At 69.9% G+C, this 19,848-nt stretch carries 15 protein-coding genes; 9 read left to right on the forward strand and 6 right to left on the reverse strand.

Annotated elements, in window-relative coordinates:
• Window positions 1-450 precede the first annotated feature (450 nt).
• Genes ASF57_RS03670 through ASF57_RS03680 form a run of 3 tightly spaced genes read left to right on the forward strand, consistent with a single transcriptional unit; the run spans window position 451 to window position 7,165 of the window.
• Window positions 451-3,735 carry a transglutaminase family protein gene (locus ASF57_RS03670; protein WP_082503649.1) on the forward strand — a complete coding sequence of 1,095 codons (3,285 nt, stop codon included), beginning with the start codon at window positions 451-453 and terminating at the stop codon, window positions 3,733-3,735.
• Window positions 3,732-6,251, forward strand: coding sequence for a circularly permuted type 2 ATP-grasp protein (locus ASF57_RS03675; protein ID WP_056479992.1), 2,520 nt, complete (start codon window positions 3,732-3,734; stop codon window positions 6,249-6,251). The genes ASF57_RS03670 and ASF57_RS03675 overlap by 4 nt, the downstream gene beginning before the upstream one ends.
• Complete coding sequence (locus tag ASF57_RS03680; protein ID WP_056479995.1) at window positions 6,248-7,165, forward strand: transglutaminase family protein; 918 nt, start codon at window positions 6,248-6,250, stop codon at window positions 7,163-7,165. The genes ASF57_RS03675 and ASF57_RS03680 overlap by 4 nt, the downstream gene beginning before the upstream one ends.
• Before the next feature lie 40 nt (window positions 7,166-7,205).
• On the opposite strand, the gene mntR is transcribed toward ASF57_RS03680, so the two are convergent.
• Together mntR and ASF57_RS03690 are read right to left on the reverse strand one after the other, a co-directional pair.
• Window positions 7,206-7,658: a manganese-binding transcriptional regulator MntR gene (gene mntR / locus ASF57_RS03685; RefSeq protein ID WP_056180515.1), complete on the reverse strand. Its 453-nt coding sequence runs from the start codon at window positions 7,656-7,658 to the stop codon at window positions 7,206-7,208.
• 106 nt (window positions 7,659-7,764) lie between these two features.
• Window positions 7,765-8,652: a LysR family transcriptional regulator gene (locus tag ASF57_RS03690; protein ID WP_244476787.1), complete on the reverse strand. Its 888-nt coding sequence runs from the start codon at window positions 8,650-8,652 to the stop codon at window positions 7,765-7,767.
• A 210-nt stretch (window positions 8,653-8,862) separates the two neighbouring features.
• On the opposite strand from ASF57_RS03690, the gene ASF57_RS03695 reads away from it, so the two are divergent.
• The 6 genes from ASF57_RS03695 to lpdA all read left to right on the forward strand — a co-directional run bounded on the left by ASF57_RS03695 (window position 8,863) and on the right by lpdA (window position 15,330).
• The gene (locus ASF57_RS03695) at window positions 8,863-9,174 is read left to right on the forward strand and encodes a septum formation initiator family protein (RefSeq protein ID WP_055953008.1); all 312 of its coding nucleotides are present in this window, start codon (window positions 8,863-8,865) and stop codon (window positions 9,172-9,174) included.
• 146 nt (window positions 9,175-9,320) lie between these two features.
• The gene (pdhA, locus tag ASF57_RS03700; protein WP_056479999.1) at window positions 9,321-10,427 is read left to right on the forward strand and encodes a pyruvate dehydrogenase (acetyl-transferring) E1 component subunit alpha; all 1,107 of its coding nucleotides are present in this window, start codon (window positions 9,321-9,323) and stop codon (window positions 10,425-10,427) included.
• A gap of 100 nt (window positions 10,428-10,527) precedes the next feature.
• Window positions 10,528-11,970: a pyruvate dehydrogenase complex E1 component subunit beta gene (locus ASF57_RS03705; RefSeq protein ID WP_056480256.1), complete on the forward strand. Its 1,443-nt coding sequence runs from the start codon at window positions 10,528-10,530 to the stop codon at window positions 11,968-11,970.
• A 59-nt stretch (window positions 11,971-12,029) separates the two neighbouring features.
• Window positions 12,030-12,311, forward strand: coding sequence for a DUF5076 domain-containing protein (locus ASF57_RS03710; protein WP_056180508.1), 282 nt, complete (start codon window positions 12,030-12,032; stop codon window positions 12,309-12,311).
• A gap of 56 nt (window positions 12,312-12,367) precedes the next feature.
• Window positions 12,368-13,804, forward strand: coding sequence for a pyruvate dehydrogenase complex dihydrolipoamide acetyltransferase (locus ASF57_RS03715; RefSeq protein WP_056480002.1), 1,437 nt, complete (start codon window positions 12,368-12,370; stop codon window positions 13,802-13,804).
• Window positions 13,805-13,890: 86 nt separating this feature from the next.
• Entirely contained in the window at window positions 13,891-15,330 is a 1,440-nt protein-coding gene (gene lpdA, locus ASF57_RS03720; protein ID WP_056480005.1) for a dihydrolipoyl dehydrogenase, read from the forward strand.
• Between the two features lie 89 nt (window positions 15,331-15,419).
• Here the strand turns inward: lpdA and ASF57_RS25355 are convergent, their stop codons facing one another.
• The 4 genes from ASF57_RS25355 to paoA all read right to left on the reverse strand — a co-directional run bounded on the left by ASF57_RS25355 (window position 15,420) and on the right by paoA (window position 19,662).
• The gene (locus ASF57_RS25355; protein ID WP_156375932.1) at window positions 15,420-15,653 is read right to left on the reverse strand and encodes a hypothetical protein; all 234 of its coding nucleotides are present in this window, start codon (window positions 15,651-15,653) and stop codon (window positions 15,420-15,422) included.
• Window positions 15,654-15,864: 211 nt separating this feature from the next.
• Window positions 15,865-18,084 (reverse strand): aldehyde oxidoreductase molybdenum-binding subunit PaoC, encoded by a 2,220-nt coding sequence (paoC, locus tag ASF57_RS03725; protein ID WP_056480008.1) that lies wholly within the window; start codon window positions 18,082-18,084, stop codon window positions 15,865-15,867.
• Between the two features lie 4 nt (window positions 18,085-18,088).
• Window positions 18,089-19,039 (reverse strand): xanthine dehydrogenase family protein subunit M, encoded by a 951-nt coding sequence (locus tag ASF57_RS03730; protein ID WP_056480011.1) that lies wholly within the window; start codon window positions 19,037-19,039, stop codon window positions 18,089-18,091.
• Window positions 19,036-19,662, reverse strand: a complete 627-nt coding sequence (gene paoA, locus ASF57_RS03735) for an aldehyde dehydrogenase iron-sulfur subunit PaoA (protein ID WP_056480014.1) — start codon at window positions 19,660-19,662, stop codon at window positions 19,036-19,038. The genes ASF57_RS03730 and paoA overlap by 4 nt, the downstream gene beginning before the upstream one ends.
• Window positions 19,663-19,848: the final 186 nt, after the last annotated feature.

Below are 19,848 nucleotides of genomic sequence, written 5' to 3' on the forward strand. Positions count from 1 at the left end.
CCTGTCTGTCGATCACGCGTCGCATGCCGCCCGTGAAGGAACCCTCATAGCCTATTCGCGTGCGGCAGGGGGGCAAAGCATGGGCCGAGGCCGAAGTTCCTGTCCCCCGCACCGCATCGGGACTGCCGGCCGACCCTTCGGGGCAGGATGCCGGCAGCATACGGGAACACACACGAAGCGCCTGCGGTGCACGAAACTTGCTAGTCGATGGCGCCCGTACACGTCCTGGCTGCTTCCGGCCCGCCGGCGGCGGGCGCGGCGGGCGGGTCGCCCCGAAGGCTTGCAGCCCGGCGGGCCATCGCTCCGAAGGCCATCGCGTGCGGGTCGCCGTTCGCGTATGTCTCTGGTGAAGCTTCTTCCGGGTCACCGCAGGGTGGTGCCCCGTTTCTCCGCCGCCGGTGCGTGCCCCGCACATGTCCGGCGCCCTGTCCAGATACAGCGGGAGCCCCCGTGTCGATCAAAGCCGCCCTGCACCACGTCACCCACTACACCTACGATCGGCCGATCGCGCTCGGACCGCAGGTGATCCGCCTGCGCCCGGCGCCGCACACGCGCACCGCCGTGCCGGCCTATTCGCTCAAGGTCCTGCCCGAGAACCACTTCATCAACTGGCAGCAGGACCCGAACGGCAACTGGCTCGCCCGGCTGATCTTCCCGGAGAAGACGACCGAGCTGAAGATCGAGGTCGACCTCACCGCCGACATGTCGGTGATCAACCCGTTCGACTTCTTCGTCGAGGATTACGCCCAGGCCCGCGGCTTCACCTATGCGGACGACCTCACCGCCGAGCTGAAACCCTACCTCGTCCTCGACGACGCCATGGCGCCGGAAGTCGACGCCTTCCTGGAGCGCCTGCCGGCCGAGCCCAACACGGTGCTGTTCCTGGTGGCGCTCAACGCCCAGGTGGCGGGCGAGATCACCTACGGCGTTCGCATGGAACCCGGCGTGCAGAGTGCCGCCGAGACCCTGACGCTCAAGAGCGGCTCCTGCCGCGACTCGGCCTGGCTGATGGTGCAGATCCTGCGCCGCATCGGCCTCGCCGCCCGCTTCGTCTCGGGCTACCTGATCCAGCTCGTGCCAGACACCACGGCGGTCGACGGCCCGGCCGGCACCACCACCGACTTCACCGACCTGCACGCCTGGGCCGAGGTCTACCTGCCCGGCGCCGGCTGGATCGGGCTCGACGCCACTTCGGGCCTCCTCTGCGGCGAGGGGCACATCCCCCTGGCGGCCACCCCGCACTACGCCTCGGCGGCCCCGATTTCGGGCCTCGCCGAGCCGGCGAAGGTCGAGTTCGGCTTCGAGATGACGGTGACCCGCGTGGCCGAGGCGCCGCGCATCACCAAGCCGTTCTCCGAGGAGGTCTGGTCCGCCATGGACGCGCTCGGCGAGCGCATCGACGCCGATCTCGCCGCGCAGGACGTCCGCCTGACCATGGGCGGCGAGCCGACCTTCGTCTCCATCGACGACTTCGAATCGGCCGAATGGAACGCGGCCGCGGTCGGCCCGACCAAGCGCGGCCTCGCCGACAAGCTGATCCGGCGCCTGCGCACCCGCTTCGCCCCCGGCGGCATGCTGCATTACGGCCAGGGCAAGTGGTATCCGGGCGAGAGCCTGCCGCGCTGGGCCTTCGCCCTGTACTGGCGCCGGGACAGCGTGCCGGTCTGGACCGATGCCGACCTGATCGCCGCCGAGGACGGCCCGCGCGACGCGACCATCCACAAGGCCAAGGACCTGATCGACGGAGTCGCCAAGCGCCTCGGTCTCGGCGCCTACGTGTTCCCGGCCTTCGAGGACCCGGTCTACTGGACCGAGAAGCGCGACGAGCTGCCCGTCAACGTCACCACCGCCGAGCCGCATTACCCCAACCCCGAGACCAATGCCCGCATGGCCCGGGTGTTCGAGCGGGGACTGGGCGAGGCCGCCGGCTACGCCCTGCCGCTGGCCAGCCTGCCCACCGGCAAGGATGGGGATTCCGACCGGCTGTGGATCTCCGAGCCCTGGGAGTTCCGCCGCGGCCACGCCTTCCTGACGCCGGGGGACTCGCCCGTGGGCTATCGCCTGCCGCTCTCCGCGCTGCCCCACGTGCCGCAGGAGCACTATCCCTACTACCAGCCGCAGGACACGCTCGAGGAGCGCGATGCGCTGCCCGAAAGCCATCCCGGCCCCGAGACCGTCAACGGCTCCGGCGTCACCGGCGTGGCCGTGCGGACCGCCTTCGCGGTGGAGCCGCGCGACGGCATCCTGCACGTCTTCATGCCGCCGCTGCAGCGGGTCGACGAGTACCTGGAACTGCTCGGCCACCTGGAGGGTGCCGCCGCCGAGTTGAAGCAGACCCTGCACATCGAGGGCTACGAGCCGCCCTTCGACCCGCGCCTGAACGTCATCAAGGTCACGCCCGACCCCGGCGTGATCGAGGTCAACGTGCATCCCGCCCCGACCTGGCGCGACGCGGTGCGGATCACCACCGACCTCTACGAGGATGCCCGCCAGATCCGTCTCGGCGCCCAGAAGTTCATGACCGACGGGCGCCATACCGGCACCGGCGGCGGCAACCACGTGGTGCTGGGCGGCGCGACCCCCAACGATTCGCCGTTCCTGCGCCGGCCCGACCTGCTGAAGAGCTTGGTGCTGTACTGGCAGCGCCACCCGGCCATGTCCTACCTGTTCTCCGGCCTCTACATCGGTCCGACGAGCCAGGCGCCGCGCATGGACGAGGCGCGCCATGACGGGCTCTACGAGCTCGAGATCGCGATGGCGCAGGTACCCAAGCCCGACGAGCCCAACATCCCGCGCTGGCTCGTCGACCGCATCTTCCGCAACATCCTGGTGGACGTGACCGGCAACACCCACCGGTCCGAGATCTGCATCGACAAGCTCTACTCGCCGGACGGCCCCACCGGCCGCCTGGGCCTGCTCGAGTTCCGCTCCTTCGAGATGCCGCCGGACCCGCGCATGAGCCTGGCGCAGCAGCTCCTCCTGCGCGCCATCGTGGCCTGGCTCTGGCGCGAGCCGCAGGCCGGCGGCTGTGTCCGCTGGGGCACGGGCCTGCATGATCGCTTCATGCTGCCCCACTTCTTGTGGGCCGACTTCCTCGGCGTGCTGGAAGACTTGCGGGCAGCCGGCTACGACTTCGACCCGGCGGCTTTTGTTGCGCAGCGCGAGTTCCGCTTCCCGGTGTTCGGGACGGTGGAGCAGGGCGGCGTCAAGCTGGAGCTGCGCCAGGCCCTCGAACCCTGGCACGTGCTGGGCGAGGAGGGCGCGATCGGGGGCACCGTGCGGTACGTGGATTCGTCGGTGGAGCGGCTGCAGGTGAAGGTCGAGGGCTATGTCCCCGGCCGGCACATCATCGCCTGCAACGGCCGGCGCCTGCCGATGACCGGCACCGGGACCTCGGGCGAGGCGGTGGCGGGCCTGCGCTTCAAGGCGTGGCAGCCGGCCTCCTCGCTGCATCCGACGATCCCCGCGCACTCGCCGCTCACCATCGACATCCTCGATGCCTGGAGCGGCCGGTCGCTCGGGGGCTGCCGTTACCATGTCAGCCATCCGGGCGGGCGCAACTACGAGACCTTCCCGGTCAACACCTACGAGGCGGAGGGGCGTCGCCTCGCCCGCTTCCAGGCCCACGGCCACACCCCGGGCAAGATCGCGATGCCGCCGGAGGAGACCAACCGCGAGTTCCCGATGACGCTCGACCTGCGCATGCCGGCCCCGCCGGGCGTCACGCCCCGATGAGCGAGGCGGCTACGGCGGAGAGACAGGGACGGGCCGAGCGCCTCGCGCGCTGGACCTCCGCCTATCGGCCGCAGCCGGGCGTGCCGGACGAGTTCATGGACCGCGATGGCCGGCCGAAGGGGGCTTGGCTACGCTTCCTCGACCGGCTCGGCGACCTCGACGAACTGGAGATCGGCGCACGCTTCGTCTCGGCGGTGCGCCGTATCCGCGACACCGGCATCTCGTACCGGATCTACGGCGACAAGCGCGAGCACGCCTGGCCGCTCGGATCGCTGCCGCTGGTCATCGAGCAGGGGGACTGGGAGGCCCTGAGCGCCGGCATCGTCGAGCGCGCCGGTCTGATGGAATCGATCCTTTCGGACCTCTACGGCGCGGGCCGGCTCGTCGCCGGCGGCCTGCTGCCGGCCGCCGTGGTGGCGGGCAGCCCCGAATTCATGCGGCCTCTCGTCGGCGTCACGCCGCCGGGCGGGCGCTACCTCAAGCTCTACGCCGCCGACGTCACCCGCGGGCCGGACGGGCGCTGGCGCATCCTGGCCGACCGGACGCAATCGCCCTCCGGCCCCGGCTACGCGCTGGAGAACCGCCTCGTCCTGACGCGGGCCTTCCCGGACCTCCACGCCGATCTCCGGGTCGAGCGTCTCGCGGCCTTCTTCCAGGCGTTTCGCGATGGCCTCGCGGTGGGGGCCGAGCGCAGCGACCCGCGCATCTGTCTCCTCACCTCCGGGGTGTTCAGCTCGACCTATGTCGAGCAGGCCGCGCTCGCGCGCTATCTCGGCCTGCTGCTGGTGGAGGGCGACGACCTCGTGATGCAGGACGGCGCCCTGCATGTCCGCACCGTCTCGGGCCTCAAGCGCGCCGACGTGCTGTGGCGCCGGATCGATTCGGACTACATCGACCCCCTCGAACTGAACCCGGGCTCCCGCCTCGGCGTGCCCGGCCTCGTGGAGGCCCTGCGCAACGGCAGTCTCGTGGTCGGCAACATGCCGGGCTCCGGCATCCTCGAATCCGGCGCGCTGGCCGCCTACCTGCCCGGCATTGCCCGACACTTCCTCGGCCGCGACCTGCAGATCGCCGGGCCGCGAACCTGGTGGTGCGGCGACCCGGATGCCCTGGCGCAGGTGCGCGACAACCTCGACGGGCTGAGCCTGCGCCCGGTGGCCACCCCGCCGAAGGGCGCGGTGCGCGACGCGATCCTGGCCCCGCACGCCCTCGATGCCGAGCGCGACCGGCTGCTCGCGGCCCTGCGCGACCGGCCCTTCGACTACGTGGCCCAGGAGACCATGCCGCTCGCCACCATGCCGGGCTGGGACCGGAGCGGCGGCGGTCTCAGGCTGGTGCCGCGCCCCTTCGTGCTGCGCGTCTTCGCGGCGGCGACTCCGGACGGCTGGCGCGTGATGCCGGGCGGCTTCTGCCGCATCTCGGAGCGGCCGGAGGTCGAGCCCCTGGAGATGCGCGCCGGCATCAAGTCGGCCGATGTCTGGGTGCTGTCGCGCGATCCGGTCGATACGGCGACGCTGATCCAGCCGGGCTCCGCCCGGGTGCGCCGCATCGCCGGCCACCTGCCGTCGCGGGCCGCCGACAACCTGTTCTGGTTCGGGCGCTACGTCGAGCGGGCCGAGGCGGTGATCCGCCTCGTCGTCGCCCATCTGGGCAGCGTCGGCTCCGCCGTCATCGCCGACATGGCGGGCGACGCCAAGGCCCCGACGGCCCTGCGCATCCGGGCGCTGCTCGACGAGTGGGGCGCCATCGAGGCCCCGAACCTGCCCACCGCCGCCCTGGCCCAGCAGGCGCTGAGCGGCGCGGACGCCTACGGCTCGGCCCTGCGCCACAGCCTGTCGGCCCGGGCCAACGCCGCAACCTTGCGCGAACGCCTGTCGGGCGAGGCCTGGCGGGCCCTCGCCGATCTCAAGGACCTGCTGGAGATCGACGCGGGCCACGTCCTGTCGGAAGCGGAACTGCTCAGCCTCGCCGAGCGAGCGCTCAGCCACATCGCGGCCCTGTCGGGTCTGGCGCAGGAGAATATGAACCGCACCGCCGGCTGGCACTTCGTCGATCTCGGCCGCCGCATCGAACGGGCGATCAACACCTGCGCCTTCGCGACGCGCTTTGCGGGCGACGAGGCCACGGCGGAGGATCTCGGCGTGATGCTGTCCCTGTGCGATTCACACGTCTCGTTCGGCGCCCGGTACCTTCAGGGCGTAGCCCTGGACCCGGTGCGCGACATGGTGCTGCTCGATCCGTTCAATCCGCGCTCGGTGGCCTTCCAGGTCGAGGCGATCGTCCGGCATCTCGGGGAGTTGCCGGTCCTACGGGTCGACGGGCTGCCCGAGCCGCAGCAGCGCCTCGCCGCTAGGCTCGCGGCCGAGTTCGCCACCGGCGAGGCGGCGGAGTTCGACGGCGCGGCCTTGACCCGACTCGAGAACGCGGTCGAGGGCCTCGCCGACGCCATCGCCACCCGCTACTTCCCCAACGGGCCGCACGCCCTGCGCCCCGAGAAGCTGGTGGGGCTCGCGTGATCTATACGCTGCGCCACCTCACCACCTACCGCTATGCCCGCCCGGTCCGCTTCGCCCGCTGCGCCCTGCGCCTGCGCCCGCGCGACGGCGAGGGCCAGACGGTGCTGGAGAGCAGCCTGACGATCGCGCCCGACCCGCGCACGCGGGTGGTGCGGCGCGACTATTTCGGCCTCGACGTGACCGTGGTGACGATCGACGCGCCCCATACCGAACTGCGGGTCGAGGCGCTGTCGCGGGTGCGCGTCGAGCGCGCGCCGCTGCCCGCCCCCGAATCCGGCCGCGCCTGGGAGCAGGTGCGCGACGAGTCCGTCACCGGACGCCGCCTCGGTCCCGACGAGCCGGTGCATTTCCAGTTCCCGAGCGTCCGCGTGCCCCTGGTGCCGGCTGTGACGGACTATGCCCGCGTCAGCTTCCCGCCCGGCCGCAGCGCCTACGGGGGCGCCGTCGATCTCATGCAGCGCATCCGGGCGGATTTCCGGTTCGACGCGAAGGCGACCACGGTCCACACGCCCCTCGCCGAGGCCTTCGCCCTCAGGGCCGGCGTCTGCCAGGACTTCACCCACATCATGATCGCGGGCCTGCGCGGGCTCGGCCTGCCGGCCGCCTATGTCAGCGGCTACCTGCGGACGATCCCGCCGGTCGGGCGCCCGCGCCTGCGCGGCGCCGATGCGAGCCACGCCTGGGTCTCGGTCTGGTGCGGCGACAGCTGGATCGGCCTCGATCCCACCAACGGCATCGGCATGTGCGACGATCACATCGTGGTGGCGCGCGGGCGCGACTACACCGATGTCTCACCCATCGACGGCATCGTCTCCTCGTCCGGTCCGCAGAAGCTCAAGGTCGAGGTCGACGTGGTGCCGGACGGCGAGCCGATGCCCGAGGCCGCCGCCGCCCCCCAGACCGTCCCGGCCTGAGCCGGTCCCCGGCGCACGCCCCGCAAGAATTTCGCACCGGTCAGGCCGACTTCGCCGTGAACAGCCGAAACGCCTCCAGGGTCTCGGCGCTGACATGGTGCTCGATGCCCTCGGCGTCGCGGCGCGCGATCTCGGGGCTGACCCCGAGAGCGCACAGGAACTGCTCGACGATGCGGTGGCGCTCGCGGCTCTGCACGGCCAGGGCCTGACCCGCCTCCGTCAGGAACACACCGCGATAGGGGCGCTGCTGCACCAGGCCGTCCTCGGCCAAACGCTTGAGCATCTTGGCCACGGTGGGCTGGGCCACTCCGAGGCGGGCGGCGATGTCGACCTGACGCGCCTCGCCGCCATCGCCGATCAGGTCGGCGATCAGCTCGACGTAATCCTCCACCAGTTCGAGCCGGCGCGCCTCGCGGGCCTGCCGGAAGCTCTCCACGTGGACGTCGGGATCGACGAGGGCCGTATCGGGGGCGGGGGCGGTCGAATCCTGCATCTGGCCGGCGAACTCCCCCGAATTCAGGCGCCCGGGATAGGCGCCCGAGCCGGGTTGTACCGAAGCGATGTCCCTGATGGGAGCCCCCAGGCGTCCGAAAGCCGCCTTAACCGCGCAGGTCGGCCACAAAATCCCGCGTGAACCGCGGCAGGTCGGCCAGCGAGCGCACGCAGATGGTGAGGTCGCGCAGGGCCCAGGCATCCTCGAGCGGAACGATGGCCAGCGGCATCGTGCGGGCGGCCCGCGCCGCCGTGGTCTCCGGCACGATGCCGAGCCCGACGCCGCAGGCGACGAGCCGGCAGATCGCGTCGAAGCTGCGCAACTGCACCCGCAGCCGCATGGGCGGGCGCCCCGTGCGCGCCGCCTTGTCGGCGAGGAACCGGGTCAGCGCGCTGGTGCGGTCGAGCCCCACCAGGGGATGCTCCATCACCTCCGCGAAGGCGACCGCGTCCCGCGCCGCCAGGGAATGGTCGGCAGCCGCCACCATGACGAAGCGGTCCTGGCGGAACGGGTAGGTCTCCAGCGCGCCAGTATCCACCGTGCCGGCGACGATGCCGAGATCGGCCGAGCCCTCGGCCACCAGCCCGACGATCTCGTCCGAGGTCCGCTCCTCGATATCGACGCTGACCCCCGTCCGGCGGGCCAGGAACGCGCTCAGAACCTCGGGCAGGAATTCGGTCAGCGCATTGGTGTTCGAGACCAGCCGGATCTGCCCCACCGTGCCGCCGGAGAACGCCGCCAGGTCCTCCTGCATCCGGTCGATCCGCTCCAGGAGCCCGCGCGCATGGGCGAGCAGGCTGCGCCCCGCCGGGGTCGGGACGACGCCCTGGCGCCCGCGCGTCAGGAGGGCCGCCCCCAGGGTCTCCTCCATGGCGCGAATCCGCACCGAGGCGGCGGCCAGCGCGAGATTGGCCCGGGCCGCGCCGTGGGTGATCGATCCCGCCTCGACCACGTGGCGGAACAGGCCGAGATCGACGAGGTCGAACCGCATCATCGCATCCGCATACCCGTGCGCAGAGCCCTGTGCCGCATGGCCCTGTACCGCATGGTCTCGTTCGCCCTGGTCCTGGTCCCCATGCTGGTCCTGATCTCCATGCCGGTTCTGATCTCCATGCTGGTTCTGATCATCATGGCCTCGAACATTATGGCCCAGCCTCATCGTCGCGTCAGGACTTCCTTAACCGTACGCGCGCATCGTGCCCGCATGGTGGTCCGTCGTCGTGTCCGTGCTGTTCTGATGCCCCTCGGCCTCTACGCCGTGTCGGGCCTCGTCGTGGGCTTCTTCGTGCATCAGGCCGAGAGCGGGAATCGCGGCCTCGAGGCCAAGCGCGCCCTCAAGGTCCAGGCCCGGGCCCTGAACCAGGAACTGAACGCCGCGAAGGCCGACCGGGCGATCTGGGAGCATCGGGTGGCCCTGCTGCGCAGCGATCAGATCGACCGCGACCTCCTGGAGGAGCGCGCCCGGGTCATGCTCGGCCGTGTCCATGCCAACGACGTGGTCATCATCGATCCCTGACCCCCGCGGCGACACGGGACAGCGCGGCGAAACCATCCCGGCCCCGCCTGACAACTTCCCGGTTCTGTCGGGATGCCGGCCTCGCTTTCCCGAAGGGCGTGTCCTAGAACGCCGATGAGAACAGATGTTCCCCGGGGAGTCCGCCGATGGTTGCCGCGAAGGATGCAGGCCGAGCCGCCTCCGACACACGTCCGCCGGAGAGCAGCGAACCTGCGAAGACGGGCCAGTCCGGCGGGGCCGCGAGCCCGGCCGAGATCCATGCCCCGGCTGCGAATTCCCCCCAGTTCACCCGCGAGGAAGACCTCCACGCCTATCACGAGATGCTGCTGATCCGGCGCTTCGAGGAGAAGGCCGGCCAGCTCTACGGCATGGGCCTGATCGGCGGGTTCTGCCACCTCTATATCGGCCAGGAAGCGGTCGTGATCGGCATGCAGATGGCCTCGGTCGACGGCGACCAGGTCATCACCGGCTATCGCGACCACGGCCACATGCTGGCCTGCGGCATGGACCCGAAGGGGGTCATGGCCGAGCTGACCGGCCGGCGCGGCGGCTACAGCCGCGGCAAGGGCGGCTCGATGCACATGTTCTCCCGCGAGAAGCAGTTCTTCGGCGGCCACGGCATCGTCGGCGCCCAGGTCTCCCTCGGGACCGGTCTCGCCTTCGCCGACGCCTACAAGAAGAACGGCAATGTCAGCCTGACCTACATGGGCGACGGCGCGGCCAACCAGGGCCAGGTCTACGAGAGCTTCAACATGGCGCAGCTGTGGAAGCTGCCCGTGGTCTACGTGATCGAGAACAACCGCTACGCCATGGGCACGTCGGTGGCCCGGGCCTCGGCACAGACCGACTTCTCGCGGCGCGGCATTTCCTTCGGCATTCCCGGCGAGCAGGTCGACGGCATGGACGTCCGCACCGTGCGCGAGGCCGCCACCCGGGCGATCGAGCACGCCCGTTCGGGCGAGGGTCCCTACATTCTCGAGATGCAGACCTACCGCTATCGCGGCCACTCGATGTCCGATCCGGCCAAGTACCGGACCAAGGACGAGGTCTCGAAGATGCGCGAGGAGCACGACCCCATCGAGATGGTGCGCAAGCGCCTGATCGAGATGCACGGGGTGCCGGAAGCCGACCTCAAGACCACGGACGCCAAGGTGCGCGAGACCGTCAACGAATCCGCCGAGTTCGCCACGCACGATCCCGAGCCGGACCCCTCCGAGCTGTGGACCGACATCCTGCTGGAAGCCCGCGCCTGAGACCCATCACGTGTCGGAGACGGGGGCCGCGTCCCGCATGCGCGGCCGCGCCCCTGCCTCCGAAGGGCTGACCGCCTCATCCTCGATCGACGAGCATTCCATGGCGACCGACATCCTGATGCCTGCCCTGTCTCCCACGATGGAGGAGGGCAAGCTGTCCAAGTGGCTCAAGAACGAGGGCGACGCGGTCAAATCCGGCGACGTGCTCGCCGAGATCGAGACCGACAAGGCGACGATGGAGGTCGAGGCCATCGACGAAGGCATTCTGGCCAAGATCCTGATCGCGGAAGGCACCGAGGGCGTGAAGGTCAACACGCCGATCGCCGTCATCGCCGCCGAGGGCGAGGACGTCTCGGCCGCCGCGGCGGGTGGCGGCGCCCCGAAGGCCGATGCCCCGGCACAGGCGGCGCCTGCACCCGACATGCAGGCGGAGGGCCAGGCCGAGAGGCCGGCGCCGAGCGCCAAGACCGCGGACGATGCGCCCAAGGCCCCGGCCGCCCCCGCCACCATCACCAACAAGGCGCCCGCGCCCGTGATGGCGGAATTCCCCGAGGGCACCGAGATGGTGACCACGACCGTCCGCGAGGCCCTGCGCGACGCCATGGCGGAGGAGATGCGCCGCGACGACGCCGTCTTCGTGATGGGCGAGGAGGTCGCCGAGTACCAGGGCGCCTACAAGATCACGCAGGGGCTGCTGCAGGAGTTCGGCGCCCGCCGCGTGGTCGACACCCCGATCACCGAGCACGGCTTCGCCGGCATCGGCGTCGGCGCCGCATTCACGGGCCTGCGGCCGATCGTCGAATTCATGACCTTCAATTTCGCCATGCAGGCGATCGACCACATCATCAACTCGGCGGCCAAGACCCTCTACATGTCCGGCGGTCAGCTCGGCTGCCCCATCGTGTTCCGCGGCCCGAATGGCGCGGCGGCCCGCGTCGGCGCCCAGCACAGCCACGACTACTCGGCCTGGTACTCCAACGTCCCCGGCCTCAAGGTGATCGCGCCCTACACCGCGTCCGACGCCAAGGGGCTGCTCAAGGCCGCGATCCGCGACCCGAACCCGATCATCTTCCTGGAAAACGAGATCCTGTACGGCCAGAGCTTCCCGGTGCCGAAGCTCGACGATTTCGTCCTGCCGATCGGCAAGGCCCGGGTCCACCGCACCGGCAAGGACGTGACCATCGTGTCGTTCTCGATCGGCATGACCTACGCCCTGAAGGCGGCGCAGGCGCTGGCCGAGGAGGGCATCGAGGCGGAGGTGATCGACCTTCGGACGCTTCGCCCGATGGACACCGAGACGGTGGTGGAATCGGTCAAGAAGACCGGCCGCTGCGTCACCGTGGAGGAGGGTTTCCCGCAATCGGGCATCGGCGCCGAAATCTCGGCCCGCCTGATGGTCGATGCCTTCGACTACCTCGATGCCCCGGTCCTGCGCGTCACCGGCAAGGACGTGCCGATGCCCTACGCCGCCAATCTCGAGAAGCTTGCGCTGCCCAACGTCGCCGAGGTGATCGAGGCGGTGAAGGCCGTCTGCTACCGCTGAGGGCGTTGCGCGTTCCCCTCCAACTCTTCCCGGTCCGGGGAGAGACCGGAGACGAGATGATGACCCAGAAATTCGAAGAACTCTCCGCCCCGCCGGATGCCATCGAGAACGGTGGCATCGAAGTGTTGCGGGCCAGCGTCGTCGACGGCGCGGTGAGCATCGCGCTGCGGCGCTCGTTCGACGATCCGGCGACCTGGGGCCGCCTGCTGGCCGACCTCGCCCGGCAGGCGGCGCGGGTCTACGCGCTGGAGACCGAGATGTCCGAGGACGAGGCTTTCGCCCGCATCGGCGCCGGCTTCGAAGCCGAAAGCCTCGACCCCGACGCACCGATTCTGAACTGACCGCCGCCCTTTGACGCCGCCCGCCACCGACCGCTGACGCTCAGGATCTTCACCCCATGCCCATCAACGTCCTGATGCCCGCCCTGTCGCCCACGATGGAGAAGGGCACCCTCGCCAAGTGGCTCAAGAAGGAGGGCGACGCGATCAAGTCCGGCGACGTGCTCGCCGAGATCGAGACCGACAAGGCGACGATGGAGGTCGAGGCCATCGACGAGGGCATCCTGGCCAAGATCCTGGTGGCGGAGGGCACCGCCGACGTGCCGGTGAACGACCTGATCGCCATCATCGCGACGGATGGCGAGGACCCCGCCGGCGTGCAGGCCTCCGGCGGCGGCGGGGCGGCTGAAGCTCCGAAGGCCGAATCCGCGAAAACGGATGCCGCCGCGAACGCGACGCCCGGCGGCGGCACGATGGCGTATGCCCGCGTCAACGAGGCGCCGGACGGCGCCCAGCCTCGCGACGCCAAGCCCGAGGGTGGCAACACGGGGGGCAACACGGGGGGCGCGACGTCCGAGAGCGGGCGCGTCTTCGCCTCGCCGCTGGCCCGCCGAATCGCCAAGCAGGAGGGCGTCGATCTCGGCGCGGTGACGGGCTCCGGTCCGCGCGGGCGGGTGATCGAGCGCGACGTCCGCGCAGCGCTCGCCGCAGGCACCGGCAAACCAGCCGAGGCTGCCCCGAAGGCGGTCGACACGCCGAAGGCCGCCGCCGCGCCGGCCGCCCCGGCGCCCGCCAAGGCGGCGGCACCGGTCGGCCTCACCGTCGATCAGGTCCGCGGCTTCTACCCGAAGGGCACCTTCGAGGAGGTGCCGCTGGACGGGATGCGCAAGACCATCGCCAAGCGCCTGACCGAGGCGATGCAGGTGGCGCCGCACTTCTACCTCACGGTGGATTGCGAACTCGACGCCCTGATGGCCCTGCGCGAGCAGCTGAACAGCAGCGCGGGCAAGACCAAGGACGGCAAGCCGCTGTTCAAGCTCTCGGTCAACGACTTCGTCATCAAGGCGATGGGCCTCGCCCTCATGCGGGTGCCGGCCGCCAACGCGGTCTGGGCCGAGGACCGCATCCTGCGGTTCGACAATGCCGAGGTCGGCGTCGCGGTGGCGATCGACGGCGGGTTGTTCACGCCGGTGATCCGCCGGGCCGACCAGAAGACGCTCTCCTCCATCTCCAACGAGATGAAGGATTTCGCCGCCCGGGCGCGGGCCAAGAAGCTGAAGCCCGAGGAATACCAGGGCGGCGTCACCTCCGTGTCCAACCTCGGCATGTTCGGCATCAAGCACTTCACCGCGGTGATCAATCCGCCGCAATCCTCGATCCTCGCGGTGGGGGCCGGCGAGAAGCGCATCGTGGTGCGCGACGGCGCCCCGGCCGTGGCGCAGGTGATGACCGCGACCCTCTCCTGCGACCACCGCGTCCTCGACGGTGCGCTGGGTGCCGAGCTGATCTCGGCGTTCAAGGCCCTGATCGAGAACCCGATGGGGATGCTGGTCTAGGCGGAACGCAGAGACCGCTAGGCGAATACGGCTGAACCACCCTCACCCCGGTCCCTCCCAGAGCGTGGAGGACGTAGGAGCGCCCGATGGCCGACACCTATGACATCCTCATCATCGGCGCCGGCCCCGGCGGCTACGTGGCGGCGATCCGGGCGGCGCAGCTCGGGTTCAAGACGGCGGTAATCGACCGCGAGCATCTCGGCGGCATCTGCCTGAACTGGGGCTGCATCCCGACGAAGGCCCTGCTGCGCTCGGCCGAGATCTACCACTACATGCAGCACGCCGCCGATTACGGGCTGTCGGCCGAGAAGGTCGGGTTCGACACGGCCGCGATCGTCAAGCGCTCGCGCGGAGTTTCGAGCCGCCTCAACGGCGGCGTCGGCATGCTGCTGAAGAAGAACAAGGTCGACGTGATCTGGGGCGAGGCCACCGTGACGGCCTCCGCCAAGGGCAACCAGCCCGGCCAGGTCACCGTCAAGGAGACCACCCGCGCCCCGGCCCCGAAGGGCGCGCTGGCGGCCGGCTCGTATTCCGCCAAGCACATCATCGTCGCCACCGGCGCGCGGCCCCGCGCGATCCCCGGCATCGAGCCGGACAAGAAGCAGATCTGGACCTACTACGAGGCCATGGTGCCCGAGACCATGCCGAAGAGCCTGCTGGTGATGGGCTCCGGCGCCATCGGCATCGAATTCGCCTCGTTCTACCGCACCATGGGCGCCGAGGTGACGGTGATCGAGCTGCTGCCGCAGATCCTCCCCGTCGAGGATACGGAGATTTCAGGCCTCGCCCGCAAGCGCTTCGAGAAGCAGGGCATCAAGATCCTCACCGGCGCCAAGGTGACGAAGGTGGAGAAATCCGCCGACGCCGTGACGGCGACGATCGAGACGGGGGACGGCAAGTCCCAGCAACTGACGGCGGAGAAGCTGATTTCGGCGGTGGGCGTCGTCGGCAACATCGAGGGCATCGGCCTCGAAGCGCTCGGCGTTACCATCGAGCGCGGCATCGTGGTGACCGACGGGCTCGGCCGCACCAACGTGCCGGGCCTCTACGCCATCGGCGACGTCGCCGGCCCGCCGATGCTTGCTCACAAGGCCGAGCACGAGGGCGTGCTGTGCGTCGAAACGATCAAGGGCCTGCTTACCCACGCCATGGACAAGGCCAAGATCCCCGGCTGCACCTATTGCCAGCCTCAGATCGCCTCCGTGGGCCTCACCGAGGCCAAGGCGAAGGAGCAGGGTTTCGCCGTCAAGGTCGGCCGCTTCCCGTTCGCGGGCAACGGCAAAGCCATCGCGCTCGGCGAACCGGACGGCCTGGTGAAGACCATCTTCGACGCCAAGACCGGCCAGCTCCTCGGCGCCCACATGGTCGGCGCCGAAGTCACCGAGCTGATCCAGGGCTACGTCGTCGCCATGAACCTGGAGACCACCGAGGAAGACCTGATGCACACGGTCTTCCCGCACCCGACGCTCAGCGAGATGATGCACGAGAGCGTGCTCGATGCGTACGGGAAGGTGATCCACAGCTAGGGCGACGGACCGGATCGCCCAAACAGAACCCCGCCGGAACGCTCTGTTCCGACGGGGGAATCACCCTCTGGTTGTGGTGCGATCGGCGATCAGACGTGGGCCGACGCCCGCCACGTCGAGAGGAAGTGGGCATTCACTCGTGCGGGGCGGCGTGGTCCCGCGTCTAACGCTCCGCGCGCCAGTGTGACGGCTGCGGCGCCGAGAACGGCGAGGCTTCCGCCGAGCGGAGCCGCGATGACGGCTTCGAGAAGGCCGTGCGACCACATCAGCGCAGAGCCGCCCAGAGCACCCAGAAGCGCGACAGGAATGAATCCAACGATCATGATCTTGCCTCCGTGGTTCGTATCGGGCCAACGCCCGGACACGGAGCTTGTTGCACGTGGGCGTTGCGTTTTCGGCGGACCTGACGACGCAGATCCGGGCCGGCCTCGGCGCACGGCTTGGGCAGCGCACCCGCCCGCGACCTGCCACGATTGAAAATCCATGGCGGCCGCCGCAGCGAATGCCGCGACCGCCCGCGCGCCAAGGCTCGGGTCAGGCGGCGTCCGGCATCTGCCCGAGCAGCTTATCGAGGGTGATCGGGTAGCTCCGCACCCGCACGCCGGTGGCGTTGTAGACCGCGTTGGCCACCGCCGCGCCGACGCCGCAGATGCCGAGTTCGCCGACGCCCTTGGCCTTCATCGGCGAGGATTGCGGATCGACCTCGTCGAGGAAGATCACCTCCTGATGCGGGATGTCGGCATGCACCGGCACTTCGTATCCGGCCAGATCGTGATTGACGAAGAAGCCCCGCTTGGTGTCGACCGCGAGTTCCTCCATCAGGGCAGCGCCGACCCCCATGGTCATGCCGCCGATGACCTGGCTGCGCGCCGATTTCGGATTGAGGATGCGGCCGGCCGCGCACACCGCCAGCATGCGCCGGACCCGGATCTCCGCCGTGTCGACGTCGACGCCGACCTCGACGAAGTGGCCCGCGAAGGTCGATTGCTGCTGCTTCTTGGCGAGATCGCCGTACTCGATCGAATCCTCGGCCACGAGTTCGCCGTCGCCGGCTGCCTTCGCCAGCGCTTCGGTCCGGTTGCCCGAGCGGACCTCGCCGTCGGCGAAGGCGGCATCGGCCGAGTTGAAGCCGAGGCGCTGGGCCACCGCCTCGCGCAGCTTCACGCAGGCCGCGTAGACGCCCGCCGTCGAATTGTTGGCGCCGAACTGACCGCCGGAGCCAGCCGAGACCGGGAAATCCGAGTCGCCGAGGCGCACCACCACCTTGTCGAGGGCAACGCCCATCATCTCCGCCGCCGTCTGGGCGATGATGGTGTAGCTGCCGGTGCCGATATCGGTCATGTCCGTCTCGACCGTGACCACGCCATCGCGGCCGAGCCGGACGCGCGCGCCCGATTTCATCAGCAGGTTGTTGCGGAAGCCGGCGGCCATGCCGATGCCCACGAGCCAGCGCCCGTCCCGAACCTGTCCCGGCTTCGGGTTCCGCTTCGACCAGCCGAAAGCCTCCGCCCCGCGCTCGAGGCAGCCAACGAGATTCCGGTGCGAGAACGGACGCTCCGGGTGGCCCGGATCGACCTGGGTGTCGTTGCGGATGCGGAAGGCCACCGGGTCCATGCCCAGCTTCTCCGCCATCTCGTCCATGGCGACCTCCAGGGCCATCAAGCCAGGCCCCTCGCCGGGCGCCCGCATCGAATTGCCTTCCGGCAGATCGAGATGCGCGAGCTTCATGCCCGTCAGGCGGTTGGCGCCCGCATACAGGAGCTTGGTCTGGTCGACCGCCGTCTCGGGCTTGCCCTGCGGGAGGTTGCCCGAGGTGCTCTCGTGCGCGATGGCGGTGATCGTGCCGTCCGGAGTCGCGCCGATGCGGATGCGCTGGATGGTCGCCGGACGGTGCGTGGTGTTGTTGGCCACCAGCGGACGCGTCAGCGCGACCTTGACCGGGCGACCGGCAGCCTTGGCGGCCAGGGCCGCCACCACCGCGTCGGAGCGTACGAACAGCTTGCCGCCGAACCCGCCGCCGATATAGGGCGAGTCGATCCGCACGGATTCCGCCGGGATGTTCAGGATCTTGGCGATGCTGCCCTTGGTCCAGGCGATCATCTGGTTGGAGGTCCACAGGGTGAGCTTGTCGCCCTCCCAGGCCGCGATGGTGGCGTGCGGCTCCATCATGGCGTGGCTCTCGTCGGGCGTCGTGTAGGTCTCGTCGAACGTGACGGGGGCCTTCGCGAAAGCGCCCTCGAAATCACCCGCCCGGTCCTCGCCGCCGCTGCTGCTCCCCTCACCGCTGTCGCCCGGGACCGGCTTGGCCGAGGGCGCCACCGCAGCGAGGTCGAACTGGCCGGCCTCTCGGGCATAATCGACCTTGACCAGGAAGGCGGCGGCCCGTGCCTGCTCGAAGGTCTCGGCCACCACCACGGCGATCGCCTGATGGTAGTGCTGAATCTCCGCGCCGCCGAAGAGGTTCGCGGCGTTCATCTTGCCGAGGCCGAGCTTCGGCATGTCGAGGGTGGTCACGATGGCGACGACGCCGGGCGCGCGCTTGGCGGCCGCGGTGTCGATGGCGCGCACCCGCCCCTTGGCGATGCCGGCGCCGAGCACGTAGCCATAGGCCTGGTTCGCCGCGACGTCGTGGCGCTCATAGGCATAGGCTGCCGTACCGGTGGTCTTGTACTTGCCGTCGATGCGGTCGGTGGCCTTGCCGACGAGCTTGAGCTGGTCGATCGGGTTCTGCCCCGCGGGGGTGTCGAACTTCATGGCTCTAGGCCCTCGCTTCGGTCAGCGCCGCCGAGAGGGTGCGCTCGGCCAAGGTCAGCTTGTAGGCATTGTCGTGAGTGGGTTTGGCCCCGTCGAAGGCCCGGGCGGTCACCGCCTTGGCACCGCGCGCCATCTCGCCCTCGGCGGCTTCCACCCGCCACGGCTTGTGCGCCACGCCGCCGAAGGCCGCCCGGCCGGAGCCGTCCGGCTGCACCACCGCCGCCACCGACACCAGCGCGTAAGCATAGGAGGCCCGGTCGCGGACCTTGCGGTAGATATGGGCGCCGCCGAGGGGCTTGGGCAGCGTCACCGCGGTGATCAGCTCGCCCGGTGCCAGCGTGGTGTCGACCTCCGGCCGGTCGCCCGGCAGGCGGTGGAACTCGGCCATCGGAATGGTGCGCGTCGCGCCCTTGGCGTTCACGGTCTCGACGGTGGCGTCGAGCACCCGCATGGCCACCGCCATGTCGCCCGGATGGGTGGCGATGCAGGCCTCGCTCGCGCCGATCACGGCGAGCTGGCGCGAGACACCGTCCAGGGCCGAGCAGCCCGAGCCCGGCTGGCGCTTGTTGCAGGCCTGGGCCGTGTCGTAAAAATACGGACAGCGGGTGCGCTGCAGGAGGTTGCCGGCCGTGGTCGCCTTGTTGCGGAGCTGGCCCGACGCGCCAGCCAGCAGCGCCCGGCTTAGCACGGCGTAGTCCTTGCGCACCCGGGCATCGGAGGCGAGATCGGTGTTGCGCACCAGGGCGCCGACGCGAAGACCGCCCTCGGGAGTGGGCTCGATCTGATCCATGCCGAGGCCATTGACGTCCACGAGATGGGTCGGGGTCTCGATCTGCAGCTTCATCAGATCGAGAAGGTTGGTGCCGCCGGCAATGAACTTGGCGTTCGGGTTGCGGGCAACGGCGGCGGCCGCCTCGGCGGCGGAGGCCGGGCGCTCGTACGTGAAGGACTTCATGCCTGCTTCCCCGCGACTTCGGTCATCGCTTCGACGATGTTGGAATAGGCGCCGCAGCGGCAGATGTTGCCGCTCATGCGCTCGCGGATCTCGGCGTCGGTGACCTGCATCGGTGCGTTCAGATCGACGGTGACGTGGCTCGGGATACCGGCCTTGATCTCGGCGAGCACCGCGACGCCGGAGCAGATCTGGCCCGGCGTGCAGTAGCCGCACTGGTAGCCGTCATGTTTGATGAAGGCGGCCTGCATCGGGTGCAGGGCGTCTGGCTGGCCCAGACCCTCGATGGTGGTGATCTCCGAGCCCTGATGCATGACCGCGAGGGTCAGGCAGGAATTGATGCGTCGGCCATCGACGATCATGGTGCAGGCGCCGCACTGGCCGTGGTCGCAGCCTTTCTTCGAACCGGTCAGGTGCAGGTGCTCGCGCGCGGCGTCGAGCAGGCTGGTGCGGGTGTCGAGGTCCAGATCCCGGCGCTGGCCGTTCACCGTCAGCGAGACCTTCGCCATCACCGGCTTGTCCGGGCCGGACAAGGGACCAGCCTTGGGACCGGCCTCGGGGCGGGATTCGGCACCGGCCCGGGACGGCACCGCCGCCAGAGCTGCACAGGCCGTCGCACCGGCCATCACGTCGCGTCGACTCACGTCATTCTCTCCAGCACTGGCCTTCTCCCGGAAACTGGCCTTCTCTCCGGGACTGGCCTTCTCTTGGAGACTAGACTTTTCTCCACGACTCGACATGGCGATCTCTGCATCTGTTGGAGAATGGAGCTGACGGCGGGGCGCCCGAAACGAGGATGTCGCAAGAACAAC

This window comes from Methylobacterium sp. Leaf117 (genome assembly GCF_001422985.1).
Lineage (GTDB): Bacteria > Pseudomonadota > Alphaproteobacteria > Rhizobiales > Beijerinckiaceae > Methylobacterium.